Annotated in this window: 17 protein-coding genes, 1 tRNA gene and 1 pseudogene; 5 read left to right on the top strand and 14 right to left on the bottom strand. The window is 40.0% G+C overall.

Annotated features, from left to right (window positions below; translation table 11 throughout):
• Nucleotide 1: 1 nt before the first annotated feature.
• Nucleotides 2-763, top strand: coding sequence for a phosphate ABC transporter ATP-binding protein (locus HZB59_10235; protein MBI5021805.1), 762 nt, complete (start codon nt 2-4; stop codon nt 761-763).
• Nucleotides 764-928: 165 nt separating this feature from the next.
• Nucleotides 929-1609, top strand: a complete 681-nt coding sequence (gene phoU / locus HZB59_10230; protein MBI5021804.1) for a phosphate signaling complex protein PhoU — start codon at nt 929-931, stop codon at nt 1607-1609.
• A gap of 7 nt (nt 1610-1616) precedes the next feature.
• On the opposite strand, the gene HZB59_10225 is transcribed toward phoU, so the two are convergent.
• Together HZB59_10225 and HZB59_10220 are read right to left on the bottom strand one after the other, a co-directional pair.
• Entirely contained in the window at nt 1617-2507 is an 891-nt protein-coding gene (locus tag HZB59_10225) for a bifunctional 5,10-methylene-tetrahydrofolate dehydrogenase/5,10-methylene-tetrahydrofolate cyclohydrolase (GenBank protein MBI5021803.1), read from the bottom strand.
• A gap of 71 nt (nt 2508-2578) precedes the next feature.
• Complete coding sequence (locus HZB59_10220) at nt 2579-3376, bottom strand: TIGR00282 family metallophosphoesterase (GenBank protein ID MBI5021802.1); 798 nt, start codon at nt 3374-3376, stop codon at nt 2579-2581.
• A gap of 243 nt (nt 3377-3619) precedes the next feature.
• Here HZB59_10220 and HZB59_10215 point away from each other — a divergent pair, with 243 nt between their 5' ends.
• Nucleotides 3620-5554, top strand: coding sequence for a 2-oxoisovalerate dehydrogenase (locus tag HZB59_10215; GenBank protein ID MBI5021801.1), 1935 nt, complete (start codon nt 3620-3622; stop codon nt 5552-5554).
• Nucleotides 5555-5993: 439 nt separating this feature from the next.
• On the opposite strand, the gene HZB59_10210 is transcribed toward HZB59_10215, so the two are convergent.
• The 5 genes from HZB59_10210 to HZB59_10190 form a co-directional block, all read right to left on the bottom strand.
• The gene (locus HZB59_10210; protein ID MBI5021800.1) at nt 5994-6359 is read right to left on the bottom strand and encodes a hypothetical protein; all 366 of its coding nucleotides are present in this window, start codon (nt 6357-6359) and stop codon (nt 5994-5996) included.
• Between the two features lie 185 nt (nt 6360-6544).
• Complete coding sequence (locus tag HZB59_10205; protein MBI5021799.1) at nt 6545-7057, bottom strand: universal stress protein; 513 nt, start codon at nt 7055-7057, stop codon at nt 6545-6547.
• A 95-nt stretch (nt 7058-7152) separates the two neighbouring features.
• Nucleotides 7153-8070, bottom strand: a complete 918-nt coding sequence (locus HZB59_10200) for a branched-chain amino acid transaminase (GenBank protein ID MBI5021798.1) — start codon at nt 8068-8070, stop codon at nt 7153-7155.
• A 14-nt stretch (nt 8071-8084) separates the two neighbouring features.
• Nucleotides 8085-9203, bottom strand: coding sequence for a hypothetical protein (locus tag HZB59_10195; protein MBI5021797.1), 1119 nt, complete (start codon nt 9201-9203; stop codon nt 8085-8087).
• A gap of 15 nt (nt 9204-9218) precedes the next feature.
• Nucleotides 9219-10454: a pyridoxal phosphate-dependent aminotransferase family protein gene (locus tag HZB59_10190; GenBank protein ID MBI5021796.1), complete on the bottom strand. Its 1236-nt coding sequence runs from the start codon at nt 10452-10454 to the stop codon at nt 9219-9221.
• Between the two features lie 125 nt (nt 10455-10579).
• Between HZB59_10190 and HZB59_10185 the strand changes: the two genes are divergently transcribed.
• Nucleotides 10580-11563 (top strand): NAD-dependent epimerase/dehydratase family protein, encoded by a 984-nt coding sequence (locus tag HZB59_10185; GenBank protein ID MBI5021795.1) that lies wholly within the window; start codon nt 10580-10582, stop codon nt 11561-11563.
• Between the two features lie 56 nt (nt 11564-11619).
• Nucleotides 11620-11692: transfer RNA gene (locus tag HZB59_10180), tRNA-Met, on the top strand.
• Here HZB59_10180 and HZB59_10175 read toward each other — a convergent pair.
• The 7 genes and pseudogenes from HZB59_10175 to HZB59_10145 form a co-directional block, all read right to left on the bottom strand.
• Entirely contained in the window at nt 11652-12539 is an 888-nt protein-coding gene (locus tag HZB59_10175; protein MBI5021794.1) for a recombinase zinc beta ribbon domain-containing protein, read from the bottom strand. The two genes, HZB59_10180 and HZB59_10175, sit on opposite strands and share 41 nt — an antisense overlap.
• Before the next feature lie 411 nt (nt 12540-12950).
• Nucleotides 12951-13385, bottom strand: a pseudogene (locus HZB59_10170) (recombinase family protein).
• 69 nt (nt 13386-13454) lie between these two features.
• Nucleotides 13455-13628, bottom strand: coding sequence for a hypothetical protein (locus tag HZB59_10165; GenBank protein MBI5021793.1), 174 nt, complete (start codon nt 13626-13628; stop codon nt 13455-13457).
• Nucleotides 13629-13642: 14 nt separating this feature from the next.
• Nucleotides 13643-14659, bottom strand: coding sequence for an ATP-binding protein (locus HZB59_10160; protein MBI5021792.1), 1017 nt, complete (start codon nt 14657-14659; stop codon nt 13643-13645).
• A gap of 3 nt (nt 14660-14662) precedes the next feature.
• The gene (locus tag HZB59_10155; GenBank protein MBI5021791.1) at nt 14663-15466 is read right to left on the bottom strand and encodes an AAA family ATPase; all 804 of its coding nucleotides are present in this window, start codon (nt 15464-15466) and stop codon (nt 14663-14665) included.
• Nucleotides 15463-17115 (bottom strand): metal-dependent hydrolase, encoded by a 1653-nt coding sequence (locus tag HZB59_10150; GenBank protein MBI5021790.1) that lies wholly within the window; start codon nt 17113-17115, stop codon nt 15463-15465. Before HZB59_10150 ends, HZB59_10155 begins: the two co-directional genes overlap by 4 nt.
• Nucleotides 17112-17357 (bottom strand): hypothetical protein, encoded by a 246-nt coding sequence (locus tag HZB59_10145; GenBank protein MBI5021789.1) that lies wholly within the window; start codon nt 17355-17357, stop codon nt 17112-17114. The genes HZB59_10150 and HZB59_10145 overlap by 4 nt, the downstream gene beginning before the upstream one ends.
• Between the last annotated feature and the right edge of the window lie 82 nt (nt 17358-17439).

The following is a 17439-nucleotide window of genomic DNA, read 5'->3' as shown; positions in this document are numbered from 1 at the left end:
TATGACGACTGAAACAAAAATTATAACAAAGAATCTCAATCTCCATTACGGAGAAAAACACGCGCTAAAGAATATCTCGCTCGATATTTCGGTAAACCGTGTTACCGCGTTGATCGGTCCATCGGGTTGCGGTAAATCCACTTTCCTCCGCTCTCTTAACCGGATGAACGACCTTATTGATAACGCAAAAATAGATGGTTCGGTTTTAATTGACGGAACCGATATATACCATAACGGCATTGATGTTGTTGAGTTAAGGAAAAAGGTTGGAATGATTTTCCAAAAATCTAATCCATTCCCAAAATCTATTTACGATAACGTAGCGTATGGTCCCCGAATTAATGGATTGCACGATAAAAAAGTTCTCGATGAAATTGTAGAACAGAGTTTACAACGTTCGGCGCTATGGAATGAAGTCAAAGACGATCTGAAAAAAAGCGGACTTGCGCTTTCCGGCGGTCAGCAGCAACGGCTTTGCATCGCACGTGCATTAGCAGTTAATCCTGACGTTCTTTTGATGGATGAACCTGCGAGCGCACTGGATCCGATTGCTACTGCAAAAATTGAAGAACTTATTTACGAGTTGAAAGAGAACTATACAATCGTCATTGTTACACACAACATGCAGCAAGCCGCACGCGTGAGCGATTACACCGCTTTCTTTTACATAGGCAGTTTAATTGAATATGACGAGACGAAAAAGATTTTCACGACACCAAAACAAAAACAGACCGAAGATTATATCACAGGCAGATTCGGATAAAAACAAGGAACAAAAGTTATGCTCATTATAAATGTTATCATCACGATATCGGCACTTGCCTTAACATATTTTACCATGAAGAATTTTCCTAAATGGATGGAAATAATTGAAAGAAGATTTTCCGACTTTGGGAATAACTAGCAATACTTTTTATTGAAAGAGATTATGCAACGACATTTTGAACAAGAACTCGACGGTCTTAAAATCAATTTAATCAAGATGGGCAGTCTGGCAGAGAAAGCGGTGCACGATTCACTGCAGGCGCTTCTTAACGACGATACAAACATTGCACAACGGGTAATCGACGGTGAGGAAAGAATTAATTCTCTCGAAATCGAGATTGATAATTCTATAGTAGACATTCTGGCACTTCAACAACCGGTTGCAGTCGATCTTCGGATGATTCTTTCGGCATTGAAAATCAATAACGATCTTGAACGCATAGGCGATCATGCCGTGAATATTGCGGAATCGGTTTTTTCGTTGGCAAAGTGTGAAAAGGATTCGTACATCTATCTACCGAAGATGGCAGAGATTGCGGAACAAATGCTCCACAACGCTTTAGATAGTTTTATTCATTCCGACACAAAATTAGGAATGGTTGTTTTGGAGATGGATGACACAATAGATAATTTCAACAAAGATATTTTCACCCGCGTGATTGAACGTATGAAGAACAATCAACGATCAATAGAAGCGGGAATGCATTTGATCCGTGTAAGCAGGAATTTAGAACGAATTGCCGATCTTGCTACAAACATTGCCGAAGAAGTGATATTTATTGCACAGGCAAAAATAGTGAAACATCACGCTGATGAAAAAGGTAATTCAAAAAACAAGCAATAATATCTTGTTACAATTTATAGATTTTATTCTGAGCAGAAAAGAGTGTGTTTCTTAAGACCATCGCTATCGTCATTGGTCCTACTCCTCCCGGAACAGGTGTAATTGCACCGGCAACTTTTGCTGCTGATTCAAAATGAACATCGCCCACAATGCGGTAACCGGATTTAACTGAATTATCTTCAATTCGATTTATTCCAACATCAATAATAACCGCTCCCCGTTTCACCATATCTCCGGTTATTGATTCGGCTTTCCCGATTGCCGCAATCAAGATATCTGCCTGCTTTGTAAATAAAGAAATGTCTTTTGCACCTGTGTGGGTGATTGTTACAACAGCATTTGCACCTATTTGTTTTTGAAGGAAAATATTTGCAACAGGCTTGCCTACAATATTGCTTCGTCCAACCACAACCACATGCTTTCCTGCCGGATCGGTTCCGCTCCTGATGAGCAATTCCTGAATGCCCGCCGGTGTACATGGTTTAAAACACGGCAGTCCGATCATCAAGCGGCCTAAATTTAAAGGATGAAAGCCATCGACATCTTTTCTATAATCGATAGCGGCAACTATTTTTTCTTCGCTGATATGCTTCGGCAGCGGAAGCTGAACTAATATTCCATGAATTTTCGGGTCGTGATTAAATTGGTTGATAAGCTGTAGAACATTTTCTTCGGAAACATCGGTGGGTAATTTTTCGGTGATGGAGTAAAATCCCATCTCATCACATCCCTTCCCTTTCATCTTAACATATGATTGAGATGAAGGATTTTCCCCGACTAAAATAAAAGCTAAACCCGGAATGATTCCTTTCTCGATTTTAAGTTTTTCAGTTTCGAGTTTAATTTCATGCCTGATATCCTCCGCAATTTTCTTACCGTCAATAATCACTGCCGACACAATCCAAATCTCCGAAAATTACTGATTGCAGTATCAGAACTCATATCGCACATCGAATATCTCATATCGATTCAAAATTCCGGAAAGCAGAATCTTTCCATCTTTATCGCTTTGCCTGTCTCCGCATCTACCTGTACAAACACGCCGCATAATCTCACATCAAAAGCAGCAACTTCGTATTTAAAAGTTGTTTGAAGGATAAACCGCTTCAATCCAATTTCTTTTTTCATTCCTATTATCGAATCGTAAGGACCTGTCATACCTGTATCAGTTATATATGCTGTGCCCTGCGGTAATATTCTGGCATCAGATGTCTGCACATGGGTATGCGTTCCAATTACCGCGCTCACCCGCCCGTCTAAATACCAGCCGAGTGCCATTTTCTCCGCTGTGGCTTCCGCGTGGAAATCAACAAAAATCACTTTTGTTTGCTCCCTGATTTTTTCAACCGCCCAATCTCCTTTTTTAAAAGGACAATCTATCGGCTGCATATAAACACGTCCCTGTAAGTTGAGAACACCCACTTTCCCCTTTTCACCAAGATCGTAAATTACGAAACCGTTTCCAGGATTTTCGGAAGGATAGTTTAAGGGACGGAGAACATTACGGTTGCCTGAGAGAAGTTTCCGTGCATTCCAATTATCCCAAAGATGGTTACCGCCGGTTATGACATTAACTCCAAGTGAGAAAACCTTTTCGGCAGATTTTTCATCAATTCCTTTTCCTTCAACAAGATTTTCACCGTTTGCAATACATATATCGGCGTTGTATTTTTGAATATAATTTTTGAGAAGTGTTTCGGTGATTTCTAAACCCGGTTTTCCGATTATATCGCCGATAAATAAGATATTTATTGTTTTCTGATTCATGGCAAGAATATAATGAAATTTGTCTTAACAAAAAATTGTTATATCTTGGAGCTATAAAATTGTTATGTATTATCAAATTTGAATATAATTGTGAATACTACTTTAAACACAGAAATAAAAAATATTGAACTTGAACCTTTGAAAGATGTTCAAATAAAGATTCAGAAAAACAAACTTAAACAATGGTACGCGTTGATTCATCTCGGCCGGGCATTAGATTTAAAAGCTGCAACCTATGTTCGGATGGCTAAAGGTTGGTCGTACCATTCCTCATGCGCGGGACACGAAGGAATTCAACTCGCACTTGGCTTATCGTTTCGGCAGGGAAAAGATTTTCTGTTTCCATATTACCGCGATCTCATGACATCACTCGCCGCGGGCTTATCCATTGAGGAAATAATTGAAAACGGATTATCGAAACCGAGTGATGTTGCGAGCGGCGGAAGACATATGAGCAATCATTTTGCAAAGCCCGAAATCAGAATTCAAAATGTTTCATCTGCAACAGGCAACCACGCACTTCATGCAGTTGGTGTCGCACGGGCAATAAAGAGATACAAAGGAGATGAAATTACATTTGCAAGCTTTGGTGATTCTTCGGTGTCGGAAGGTTATGTTTACGAAGCCATAAGCGGAGCCGCGAGAGAGATGCTGCCGGTTATATTTGTCATTCAAAATAATAAATATGGAATTTCAGTCCCTAATAAAGATCAAGCCGCTAACATAATCGTTTCAGAAAATTTTGTCGGATTTAAAAACGTTAAGATAGTAAATATTGACGGAACAAATGTTTTCGATTCATGGAAAGGCACACAGGAGGCGATTGAATATGTAAAGAACGGGAAAGGTCCCGCAATTCTTCACGCCGATTGTGTTAGAATGAATTCTCACAGCAATTCCGACAAGCAGGAACTATACAGATCACCAGAAGAAATCGCAAACGCGCAGCGATTTGACCCGGTGAAGAGATTCCGTAAATATTTGATCGTTAAAAAATTATTTTCTGACGAAGAATTGTCATCGATTGAAAATGAAAATTTAAAAAAAGTGGAAGATGCCGGAACAAAAGTTGAGAATGAACCAGATACCGATCCGGAAACAGCGACAAGCTTTGTAATTCCATCTTCTATAGAAAACATAACGGAAGATCCCGATTCTATTCATCCTAACCCCAACGTTCCATCGATTACTTTAAGAGAAGCGATCAACGAAACACTGAAAGAAGAATTCAGACGAAATAAGAATACGTTTTTATGGGGACAGGATGTTGCATCGAAAGATAAAGGTGGCGTTTTCAATGTAACCAAAGGGATGCTTCAGGAATTCGGCAACGAAAGAATATTCAATGCACCGATTGCAGAAGATTTTATTGTCGGAACCGCAAACGGATTTTGTCGTTACCGCGATGATATTTGCGTGGTGATTGAAGGAGCACAATTTGCCGACTACTTCTGGCCCGCGATGGAGCAATTAATAGAATGCGCACACGATTATTACAGAACAAACGGAAAATTTACTCCAAACATAGTTATACGGCTTGCATCCGGCGGTTATATCGGCGGCGGATTATATCACTCGCAAAGTCTTGATGGAACATTCGCGACTATTCCGGGTTTAAGAATTGTTATGCCATCGTTCGCAGATGATGCCGTTGGTTTGATGAGATCCGCAATGCGCAGTCGTGGTGTAACAATTTACATCGAAAACAAATTTCTGTACAACCAGTTCTTCACAAAAACTCAGCGACCAAGCGAAAATCATCTGACACCTTTCGGTAAAGCCCGTATTAGAAAAACCGGCAATGATTTAACAATTGTATCGTGGGGAACTCCGCTTCATTTTTCGCTGCGAGTTGCAAGGAAGTTAGAGACCGAACATAAAATTGATGCTGAAGTTATTGATCTCCGTTCCATAAATCCCCTCGATGTTGATTCGATATTGCGATCAGTAAAGAAGACGGGACGGCTGCTTGTGGTGCATGAACATCAATTGTTCGGCGGCTTCGGTGGCGAGATCGTATCGATAGTATCGGAACAAGCATTTCAATATTTAGACGCGCCGGTTATGCGGGTTGCCTCTAAAAATTCACCGGTACCGTTTTCAAGAATTCTTGAACGGGCAGTACTTGTTCAGGAAGATGATATTCTGAATGCGGCGCTTAAGCTTGCCGCTTTTTAATTCGCTTGCGAGTTACTCCCTTATCAAGAGGAAAAAATGCGGCTGTTATTTTGACCCCTTTTGTATTTCCCCCTTCACAAGGGGAAAAGTATCGCCATGTTTAATCTGTGGTTCCAATGTTTTTGTGGCTGACCAATAAGTTTGTTTTCTCGTTACATTCTTCGACTTGTCGTCGAAGAACACTCGAAAACCGGCTAAACATGTTGGTTCTCGAGTTCATAGTTTCATTATGGAGTATCGAGAGAACCTTTTTAGACAACCTCGATAAGTGGTCGAGCTGGAGTGAACCTTCCTAACTTTACATCACCAAAATCATTTTACCATCCACAATAGAATTCATCTGTGTAATTTGCAAGAATACTTGAACGCGCGGTTTTTGTTCAGGAAGATAAAATATTGAGAGTAGCGCTAAAGCTTACTACTTCTTTTTATGCCTGCATTAGTCCCGTAAAACATCTAACTTTTCATCCCCATCTTTTATCAATTTGATCTCAATTGTATTAAGCATGGGATGTCCATTATTTAATAGTAAATCGCTTCCCCATATGTTATAAAATTTGAATATCCGTGCTTTTCTATAATGAATTTCTAATAGTTTTGGATTCCTCCAAATTATTGATAATCCATATAGATGATCTGCTAAAAGTGTCACTGCATCAAAATTTTTAAATGAACTTCCTGTTTTTGAGATGTACAATCTCACTAATCGCGGCTCTGTACTTGTTGTATCTTTAAAAATAATAACATCATGTAAAGAATCAGGTGACGATAATCTCCCAATTTCATGGTAACTATTCTCAAGCATTTTATTACATGAAAACCTTATCCCCATTATTATAGTAATAAGTACTATTGTCAGAACAAACATTATTACCAAACACTTCCAACTCCAATGCATAATTTACATTTATTTTTTAAAATCTTCTTTGATATCAGTGCTGTAATGAAAAATGGTCTTACAATCCCAACCTTTTTATTTTTCAACGCAAATCATTCCACCGGTCTTACAACCAGCACCGGGCATGGCGCTTTGCGGACAACTTTCTCTGCAGTTCCGCCGAATAAGATATGCTCAACACCGGTATGTCCGTGCGTGGCAATGATGATCATATCCACTTCTTCTTCAGTCGCTGCATTTATTATTTCAAGGAATGGTTTGCCCGTACGCACGAATGTTTTCGCGGGAAGTATTCCGGCTACCATCTTTTCGGCAAGTTGTTTCAACTCAATCTCGCCGCGTTCGCGCAGCTCTTTTTCCATGCTCGGCACGGCAACCTGTCCGAAGCTGAAATCTGCCGGATAAATCGTCGGCTCTACAACATATACAAGCACCAAACCAGCGTTGTATTGCTTTGCGAAAGAGATTGCATATTGGAGAGCGTTTTTAGAATGCTCTGAAAAATCTATCGGCACAAGAATTTTACGGATACTCAATGTGCCGCTTGTGATGAACTGTTTTTTCTGAACCGGTTTTTCTTTCTTCGATTTGTTTTTGAGTTTCATAAAATTTCTCCTGTTACAAATTCAACAAATAAAAAACCCTAAACCAATCGAATGATTCAGGGGTTATGATTGTCTTTTAACAATTTGAATTCTCCTTATATAAATTTCAACCAGCCGTGTTTATCGTTTCCGTTCTGGATAATATCGAAAAACAATTCCTGCATTTTCATCGTAATCGGTCCCGGTTTTCCGGTTCCGATCTTAATATGATTAACAGAACGCACGGGTGTTATTTCTGCCGCAGTGCCTGTGAAGAATATTTCATCGGCAATTGATAAAAGCTCTCTTGGCACCTGAACTTCTCTTATATCAAACCCATTTTCACCAAGCATTGTAATCACGCTTGACCGCGTGATGCCGGGTAAAATTCCGGATGACAAAGGGGGAGTATAAACAACATTATCTTTTACAATGAAAATATTTTCACCGCTGCCTTCACTCACATAACCGTTCGCATCAAGCGCGATTCCTTCCACGAATCCCATTTTTAACGCTTCAACTTTTATTAATTGTGAATTTGCATAATTGGAACCAGTCTTCGCCATTGTGGGAAGAGTGTTCGGCGCGGGGCGTTTCCACGATGAAACGCAAACATCAATGCCGTTTTCAAGCGCGTCTGCTCCCAAATATGTAGCCCATTCCCAAACTGCAATCGCCACATCAACCGGATTATTCAGCGGATAGACACCGACATCGCCATAACCTCTATAAACAACCGGACGAATATAACACGCCTTCATTTTGTTGGCATGAACTGTATCAATACATCCTTTTTCTAAATCTTTAATGGAATAACGAATTTCGGTATAGTACATTTTTGCCGAATCGAATAATCTTTCAAGATGTTTATCGAGACGGAAAATTGCCGAACCTTTTTTCGTGTTGTAACACCTGATGCCTTCGAACCAGCTTGAGCCGTAATGAATCACATGAGATAAAACATGAATCGTAGCATCGTTCCAGTTTACGAGTTTTCCATTCATCCAGATTTTTTCAACGGGTTTTACAGGCATAACTTCACTTTTAGTTAGAGAGATGTTTCATATAGTCGGTATGTTTTTGACCGCTCCGCATTTAAAAATTCCGCGGCGCGGTTCATCATTGTATTATCTTCAAGCACCCAGCCCGCTTCTCCATCGGGATAACCATTTTCGGTGCAACGCTTAGCGGTTTCGTAGAACAAAACGCTGGCTGCGCCGGTTTTCAATCGTTCAGGCACAACTCCAAGCACAAGAACTCTCACCCAGTTGATTTTCTTTTTATGCCAGAAGAGCCGGAATATTCCCGGCAACAGATAACCATTTTTGTTATGCTTAAGAGCGATATTCAAATCGGGTATCGACAAAGAAAATCCAATCGGTTCACCGTTGAATTCAGCAATGATAACAAGCTCCGGTACAATAATTTGTTTAAGATCTTTCGCGAGATAATCGAACTCTTCGTTCGTCATCTGCACTGCTCCCCAGTTATATTGCCACGCTCTATTATATAGCTGTTTAATGGCATCAACTTCTTTATCGAAATTTTTCATGTCGATGGATCTGAACTTCAATCCTTCTCGCTGTGCAACCCTGCTCGCAATGTTGGTTAGCCGTTCGTTGAGCGACCGTTCTTTAGAAACATGATACGCGTAAAGATCTTTGATTTTCGGAACGCCTGCTTTTTCAATCAATGAATTATAGTAAGGCGGGTTATACGGCATCAATATGACCGGTTGTTTATCGAAGCCATCTATTAGCATACCATACTCATCGTTGACGGATGGATTAGCAGGTCCCCGCATCCCGGTCATACCGCGTGCTTTGAGCCATTCTTTCGATGTTCGAATGAGCACGTCTGCCACCTGTTGGTCATTAATGCTTTCAAAGAAACCGAAGAAACCTATCTTATCTTTATGTTCTTTATTATGATTATGATTGATTATGGCAGCGATTCTTCCAACAATCTCATTGTTTTTATATGCGAGGAAGAATTCAACATCTGCGTGTTTGTAGAATGGATTATTTTTACGGTCGACAAGTTTCCTCCTATCCATAAGAAGGGGCGCCACCCAATATGGATCATCCTTGTAAATCTTCCATGGAAACTTGATAAAATGATTTAGATCTTTGGAAGTCGATACCGGTTTAACTTCTACGGATGCCATAGTTTATTTCACCGATTAAATGATACCAAGTTTTTTACCGGCCGTTTTGAATACCTCTAAAATCTTTTCGAGATGATGATCTTCGTGAGTAGCCATGTAACTTGTACGCATCATTTGCAAACCGGGTGGCACACCTGGACTGATGAAAGCATTCACAAACACTCCGTTATCAAACAGTTCGCGCCAAAAACGAAATGCGAGAATATCATCACCAACTATAACGGGTACAACCGCCGATTGACCTTCGATGATTTTGAATCCCAACGCTTTGAAACCTTTACGCATCTTATCCGCGTTTTTAATAAGATTAATAATTCGTTCCGGTTCTTGTTCAACAATTTCTAAGGCAGCAAGTGCTGATGCGACTGAGGCGGGAGTTGGACTCGCGCTGAAAATAAGTGCGGGCGAATGATGCTTAAGATAATTTATTATTCTTTCATCACCGACAACAAATCCGCCGAGCGACGCGAAAGTCTTGCTGAATGTACCGAAAGTAAGATCCACTTCATTTTCCAATCCAAAATGGCTCGCAGTGCCGCGTCCGCCCTTTCCTATCACACCGATCGAGTGTGCATCGTCTACTAAAACACGCGCATTAAATTTCTTTGCGACCGCGATCAACGCGGGAAGATCGGCAATATCTCCGGTGGTGCTGAATACACCATCGGTTACAATCAGTTTCCCGGCTTCTAAAGGTAGCCGCGAAATTACACGCTCTAAATCCTGCATGTCGTTATGTTTGTACCGGACAAATTCAGCGAACAATCCTTTTGCCATCATATATCCTGCTACGATGCTCGCGTGATTATCTTTATCGGTTATGACATACTCACCCCTTTGAACAAGCGTTGGAATAATTCCCTGCCCCGTCTGATACCCGGTACTGAACAGCAAGCATGCTTCCTTGTTCATGAATTTAGCAAGCCGGGCTTCGAGCTGATAATGAAGATCGAGCGTTCCGGTAAGATATCTGGACCCTGAACATCCGGTTCCATAATGCTGGACAGCCCTTATGGCTGCTTCTTTCACTTTCGGGTGAGCGGTTAAGCCCAGATAATTATTCGAGCCGGCCATAATTATTTTTCGTCCTTCAATCTGAACTACGGGACCCTCGTTTTCTTCTATAGCTCTGAAGTAAGGATAAAAACCAGCGGCTTTCACCTCATCTGCGCGTGTGAAATCCAAACATTTCTGGAATAGATCGACTGTTACTTTTGTTTCGGTTATTTGATTTTCAATGGATTGACTCATAAAATATTAAAGAATTGAATAAAATCGGTATGAATAATGAAATTGCTATCCTAAATTTTTTTTAATATACTTGATTGCCGTTTAAAAAGCAATTTATCTTCAATTTCATTCATTATGCTATTTTTATGAAAATTTTAATAACCGGTGCAACAGGTTTCATTGGAAGCCACCTGACCGAGGAACTGCAGCGACGAGGACACACCATTCGATGCCTGATTCGAAAAAACTCGAATCATGAATCGATTAATCATCTGCCAATTGAATATGTTGAAGGAGATTACTCAGATATCGATTCATTGAAAAAGGCGGTTGCAGGTGTTGATCAGATATATCACTCGGCAGGAGTCACAAAATCGAAAACCAAAGAAGGTTACTTCAACGGAAATCATATCTCCACACGGAATTTACTGCAAGCAGTTTTAACATCGAATAAAAATTTGAAACGTTTTATTCAGATCAGCAGCGGAACGGCAACGGGACCGAGCATCGATGGAAATCCAATTAAAGAAGATGCCCCGCTTCATCCGATTACCACTTATGGTATTAGTAAGATGGAAGCGGAAAAAGAATGCCTTCGACTTATGGATAAAATACCGATAACGATTGTGCGACCGCCTGCAGTCTACGGTCCGCGCGACAAAGACGTTTTTGAATTTTTTAACACGATCAACAAAGGTTTGCAACCGATGGTTGGTTTCAAAGATACTTATGTAAGTCTGATACATGTTAAAGATTTGGTAAATGGTATAATCCTCGCCGGCGAGCATTACCAATCAGCGGGACAAACATATTTCATTTCGAGTGAGAGATATTATAACTGGAAAGAACTTGGTCTGTTAACATCCCGAATTATGAACAAGAAAGTTCTTCGTCTTCGAATTCCAAAATCATTTATTTATGTTATTGCAACCATTGCTGAATTTACATCTTTATTCAGCAGCAAACCTGCGCTTATTAATTTTGAAAAAGCTAAAGATATGGTTCAAGATGCGTGGATATTCAGTGTTGAAAAAGCGAAACGTGAATTAGGATTCAGAGAATTGTTATCGATTGAAGAAGGAATTACCGACACAGTAGATTGGTATCGCAAACACGGTTGGCTGAAGTAGTTTTATCAATTGTTTGCTTTACCAGCCATATTTTTGTATATTGATGTGCAAATGATCGCGGGGTGGAGCAATTGGTAGCTCGTTGGGCTCATAACCCAAAGGCTGCAGGTTCAAGTCCTGCCCCCGCTACAATAATGACCGAAGATTCCGACGGTGCAAATAAATCCGCTAATTTGTGGGTTACTGTCGGAATTTTCTTTATGTAGCAGACAGCTTTCATGTTTACCCTGTCGACAATTATTTGTCGTACGAACCGCCGGATGAGTTGCTTCTTCTCAAATATATTATCGCTTTCAAGATCAATCTCTAAGTCCTTCAAACCTTCTGCAATCTGACTTGCAAGATCCTGAATATCTCCGCGATTAATATTAGCTTCTGAGCATTTCGTTATTTCTTCATCAATACATTTACGCTCTTCTTCCAAAACCTTAATTCGCTTAACAAGATTCTCAATATCAACACCAGTTTCTATGACTCTCACAAGATTGTCAATTCGACCATCGAGATCTATTCGTTGAGTTTTGAGCTGTTCTAACCTTGACTGCTTGTTCAATCCCAAACGAGCGATTTTGCGTTCAATAACTTGATGAAGTCTATCGAAAATGTTTGGTGTAAGAAAGTACTTTTTGATATGATTGATAACAAAACTTTCAAGTTTATCCCTTCTAATCAAGAACTGCGAGCACACCGATTTGCCTTTGTTTGCATATCCACCATCAACGTAATAACCAATCCTCGTTTTACCAGCATGTGATGAATGAGTCCAGCCCTGAAAATTGAAACCGCATTTACCGCACTTGATGAGTCCACTTAAAAGATATTCGCTTTTTACAATGTTTTTTGCACCCTTTGCCCATTTACCGACACCTATCAAATTCGCTTTCTCAAAAATCTCCTTCGATATAATAGCTGGATGAGCGTTCTCCTTAATAACGAAATCTTTTATATCATTTTCCCATTTTGCCTTGACAGGCATTCTTTGATGACTTAGTGGATGGCGGTTATAAATTCTCACACCAGCGTAAGTTCGATTAGTCAGAATATAGCGTATTGTGCCACCGCTCCATTTCATATCTTTGTTACGCCAGCGACCTTTCTTTGCACAAGGAATTCTATCTTCATTGAGTATATCTGCAATTGCAACATAACCGTAACCCTTTAATCGGAGATCGAAGATCCGCTTCACGGTTTCGACTTCAAAGGGATCGCCCAATTCCCAGATTACTTTTTCTTGCTTTTTGTTAGATGGCTCGGTTCGTTCTTTACCATTTTCATCTCTGATAGCTCCTAATACTCTCTGATGACCTGTATATTTGTCGATAGCTACACGCTTGTAACCGTATGGAGCAAAACCACCACTACTAAATCCTCTTTCAGTATTTGCAAATGCACCTCGGAGCGTAGCGCGTGAAAGTTTCTTTGAATATTCACTTGCCTCGGCACTTTCAACTACTTCAACTACAAAGCTGCCGATATCATTTTCATTTCGTGATTGACTATTAATCACTTTAACCCGAACATTATACCGTTCAAAATGAACCTTCCAATATGTATTCTCTCTTGGATTATTCGGTCGACCCCATCTGCTTTCATCATAGACAAGTACAGAATTAAATAAAGGATATGATTCGACATCACGTACAAGTTTCATGAAACCGGGACGTTTCTCAAATGAGGTACCGCTTTTCCCCTCATCAATATACCAATCAACTATTTTGTAATCGTTTTTGTCCGCCCAATCCTGAATCGCACGTTTCTGTTGTGGAACAGAATCATCTTGCATGTCAGTAGAACAGCGAACATAACCTACAGCAAGATTCATTTAATCACCTTAAAGCTGTTGCTTTATAAACAATCATTTCTATTAAACTCCATAATATTTCGATAAAAATCAAATTGTTTGCTCTCTTTTAGTTATAGTGCCAACATTATTCTTCTTCAGCCAATCATCAATCAACCTTTCGGCCATATGTTCTAATGCTAAATCAACTTCCTTAGCTGTCATTTCTTCTTCTTCAATGATCTCGATTTTGACGTCCTCTTCGTATTTTTTTCTTCTATCCATTTGAGTCAATTCTATTAGTATTTCTGTGGGCGGAAGAGGAAGAAAGCTCTGAATACCCGAAAGACCAAGTATGCGAAGAAACCGAGTGCGGAGAAGTAAATATAGAATTCCTGATTATCGGTACCGATGGAAAAGATTTTGAATAAGGTAAACATGGCAATTCCAAAGATATAGATCGGTCCCATATTGAAATAGTGTCCTTCATCTACTTGTCTGAGTTTTCGAATTTCTTCAGCATCAACATACTTTTCCCTTGATCCATGCCAGAGCATATTTTTAATGTGGAATGGATTTCCATTAGAAGCTTTCAATATTTCTCGCCGATATAGCTCTGAATCGATAATATGTAAAGGATAATTCTGAAGAAAGTAATTGATAAGCTGGATGCTTACTTGTTCTGGCAACGGTTCTAAGTTGATTCGCGAGAATGATGCCCAGATTCGTTTGAAAAGGAAATTCTCTTTCATCTGTACGACTGCAGTACAAATGACAGCAATGTTGAGTAAGGTCTCTATGAATTTCTGTTGACTCGGAGATATTCTATCAAGCTCATCGAAGAAAATGAGGTATGATTTATCGGACTGAGAAATACCTTCGAAGATGATCGACTGAAGCTTGATACTACCAAAACCAGAAAGGTGTTTTTTCATTGTTTGCCAATCTGCTCGCTCCTCATCAAGATCGATATGAAGATCACCGTTATAAAATAGTTTTTCTGTCATTTCTTTCATGCAATCACCGAGCGGGCTGGAATGCTCTATGAAAAGAATCTTGTATTGGTTTGGATTAATACGAACTCCAAGCTGGCCTCTGATCTGGGTTATAATGTTAGCAGAGAAGTCGATCCTTTTCGTCCGACCCGAAAGGATCCATTTTGCTTCCGTCATGAGTCGGGTTTTGCCGATTCCTTTATCGCCGACAATTAGCGCATGACGACCTCGTTGAAGACTTCTTACGAGCTGATACAGTTCTTCAGTCCTTCCAAAGAATGTTGTATCCTGACGGAGATCCATTGTTTGTTGATCGTTCATATTTCAATCTTGTGTGCCGAGGGCATCACTTCGTGAAAAAACTAAACCGGTTTTTCGCATATAAAGGAGGCAACGAGGAACGGTCGAGCCAAACCGATTTTTTGTAGTGAACAAAATGCGGTGATGATGTTTGTCTTCCTCCACTTCTATATATAGTACAACATCGACTGCATGTTCAAGAAGTTTCGGACCGGCAACCTTTTTATCCTTTGTTACTTGCCCGACAATCATGAGAACTATATTCTGCTGTTGCGCAAGTCGACGAAGGATATAAGCACACTTACGAATCTGAGTCGAACTTCCCGGTAGAGCATCAGACACATCGGTATACATCGTTTGAATGGAATCGATAACCAATACCTTTGCTGATGTTTCATTGACATGTAAAACGATATTGTTAACATTCGTTTCAAAAAGGAGGAAAACGCACTTCGAGTTAATCCTTAATCGGTCTGCCCTGAGCTTTAATTGCTGAACCGATTCTTCACCGGTAACATAGAGAGACGGGACATTCATCTTTTTGAGTATTTGCATAACTAAAGTGGATTTTCCAGCACCCGGTGGGCCAATGAGAAGCACACAGCTTCCGGGAACGAAACCATCGCCAAGCAACATATCAAGTTGTTCAATTCTTGTTTTATTCCGGGGCACAACAAAAGAATCGATGTTAGGTAATGCTATCGGATGCGCATCCTCGTGTGAAAAATGCTTTGCATTCTGTTTGAGAGAATTCCAAGTGCCGCAATCAGGACACGAAAGATGAAATGTCGGGAACGAGCGATCACATTTTGAGCAAATATAGGTCATGGGATTCGCTTAATTATAAATGTGATTTGAAGTTTATTGTTTTGTTGATGCTGGCGAACATCCACAAGAATTCCGGTTGCGGTTGATCGGATATCCACCTGCATCTCGGCTGCCTTTTGCTTTGCTCTCAGTTGTTGATTCGATAATCGTAACTTACGAATCTCGTGAGATGTCTTTTCTACTATGGTGCTTCGTGAGGAAATCAGTTCAGATAGGATGCGTTTATCTTTTTGAAGTTTTAATCTGCTAATATCGAGAACTGCTTTAGTAACAAAACTGCTTTTAGTGAGATCAAGATTATTACCATGGTCAATAGAATCTATTCTGACCGATTGTTCGGCAGCCGATATCTTTTGATTAATATCCATTAGCGAGGCAGATTCCTGGTTCACTAATATTTGAATCTTATCGTCATTTAGATTTATTTGTTCCTCGAAAAACTGAGCAAGATCTCTTCTGGCAATTACTTCTTTCTCTCTGACTGTATCACCTTTTTCTTTGAGGAATGTGATTGTCTCCTTAGCATTAATTGTCAAAGAAAACTGGGCATAATTTTCGTGATGCGATGGCGTTTCACTACTCTGATATGTTTCTGGTCCCTTTCGAATAATCGATTTTACAGTAATGATCCCTTTTGTTATGAATACGTATTCGAGATTATATTCACGGATATCATTGAATGTTGCATAGTTGAACTTGATTGTAGCACTGCTACCGGAAACAGGGCTGAAGAGTTTGATGTTTTCCGGGAGTGATATCTTATCCGATGTGGAGAGATCACCGAAAAAATAATTTTCAATCGAGGTATCGATGTAGGATGTTATTTGGGAGAGCAGTTGATTACTCAAATCTATATTGTTCACTTTAGAATAAGCAAGTGTACCTTTCTCGCAAACGATTTCCTCTGCGACATAATCAGCCTGAAAATCTTTCCCCAGCGTATGCAGCAATCCATCAGTGCCCTTGAAAATAAGTGTACGAGGATTCAGTGCACCGACAACTTCGAATCGGCCGTTCAATGGTTCTTTGGTTAGCATCGTATAACCAGTTACATTTGCAAAGACGAGATGATCTTTTGAAAACTGATTGTAATCCCGGACAGCTGCTTCGATATTTCTTTGTGTTGTTCTGATAAACCTCTCATAACCCTGATAAGCTATAAGAAACGTTGGGATACAGCCAATGAAAAAGAGAATTGCAAGCATTTTATCAATCTTGCCACCAGTTTGCACACGGTAGCGGTGCGGGTTATTGACTTCAAATGGAAATACGCACTTCACCGGAGATAGCGGATAGAATAATTTCACACCGGTAACAGTCATGGTGTCGAGCAAAGGATGGGAAGCATAACCGATGATAAAACAAATGTAGAGATCAGAGCTTAGAGCGAAGAGCGGTAGAGTTACAATGGAGAGAGCCACGACAAATAAAGCAGAATGAGTGAGTGTACGATGACCAAATCTCCTCTCGATTCTCGTGGAGAGAAAAGGTATAACTTTGCCAACGGTACTCGCAGCGGTATCGACATCTGCTAATATCGAGGCAAAAACGATCGTAACAAAATTAATGGCACTTAACGAAATCCCGGTTGTCGTAAGAATAAGAAGATAGATGAATTCTGCGAACGTTATATGTGTTGGAGCAATCATAACGGATGAAATAAATTAGCAGAGATTTTTATTCCAGTTATTCGAGCTTTAAGATTACGAATGCGTTCCAGAACGCTATTCACAAGTAAGCTTATGCGAGGAGGTTCTACGATTGATATTAATTCATCGTTCAACCGATCAATATCTTCTGAAGTAATAAATGATTCTCCACTCTGTTCTTCAATTTGAAGTGTGCGAGTCCAGTTATAAAGAATTTGTCGAATGATGTATTGACGATTCATGGTTGATCTCCTTTCCTGTTTTGATTTCTAGACTGATTTCTGTGCTTGGCAAAGTAAGACCACAATCGTTACACTTTGCACG

The sequence above is a fragment of the Ignavibacteriales bacterium genome, from assembly GCA_016214905.1.
Taxonomy (GTDB): Bacteria; Bacteroidota; Ignavibacteria; order UBA10030; family SZUA-254; genus PNNN01.
The sequence above is the reverse complement of the archived record's forward strand: the minus strand, read 5'-3'. Positions and strand labels throughout refer to the sequence as shown.

Coding starts and splice junctions, on each gene's coding strand:
- HZB59_10235 (MBI5021805.1), top strand. CDS start 2: ATGACGACTGAAACAAAAATTATAACAAAGAATCTCAATCTCCATTAC.
- phoU (MBI5021804.1), top strand. CDS start 929: ATGCAACGACATTTTGAACAAGAACTCGACGGTCTTAAAATCAATTTA.
- HZB59_10220 (MBI5021802.1), bottom strand. CDS start 3,376: ATGAATCAGAAAACAATAAATATCTTATTTATCGGCGATATAATCGGA.
- HZB59_10215 (MBI5021801.1), top strand. CDS start 3,620: ATGGCTAAAGGTTGGTCGTACCATTCCTCATGCGCGGGACACGAAGGA.
- HZB59_10210 (MBI5021800.1), bottom strand. CDS start 6,359: ATGCTTGAGAATAGTTACCATGAAATTGGGAGATTATCGTCACCTGAT.
- HZB59_10205 (MBI5021799.1), bottom strand. CDS start 7,057: ATGAAACTCAAAAACAAATCGAAGAAAGAAAAACCGGTTCAGAAAAAA.
- HZB59_10200 (MBI5021798.1), bottom strand. CDS start 8,070: ATGCCTGTAAAACCCGTTGAAAAAATCTGGATGAATGGAAAACTCGTA.
- HZB59_10195 (MBI5021797.1), bottom strand. CDS start 9,203: ATGGCATCCGTAGAAGTTAAACCGGTATCGACTTCCAAAGATCTAAAT.
- HZB59_10190 (MBI5021796.1), bottom strand. CDS start 10,454: ATGAGTCAATCCATTGAAAATCAAATAACCGAAACAAAAGTAACAGTC.
- HZB59_10185 (MBI5021795.1), top strand. CDS start 10,580: ATGAAAATTTTAATAACCGGTGCAACAGGTTTCATTGGAAGCCACCTG.
- HZB59_10175 (MBI5021794.1), bottom strand. CDS start 12,539: ATGCCTGTCAAGGCAAAATGGGAAAATGATATAAAAGATTTCGTTATT.
- HZB59_10165 (MBI5021793.1), bottom strand. CDS start 13,628: ATGGATAGAAGAAAAAAATACGAAGAGGACGTCAAAATCGAGATCATT.
- HZB59_10160 (MBI5021792.1), bottom strand. CDS start 14,659: ATGAACGATCAACAAACAATGGATCTCCGTCAGGATACAACATTCTTT.
- HZB59_10155 (MBI5021791.1), bottom strand. CDS start 15,466: ATGACCTATATTTGCTCAAAATGTGATCGCTCGTTCCCGACATTTCAT.
- HZB59_10150 (MBI5021790.1), bottom strand. CDS start 17,115: ATGATTGCTCCAACACATATAACGTTCGCAGAATTCATCTATCTTCTT.
- HZB59_10145 (MBI5021789.1), bottom strand. CDS start 17,357: ATGAATCGTCAATACATCATTCGACAAATTCTTTATAACTGGACTCGC.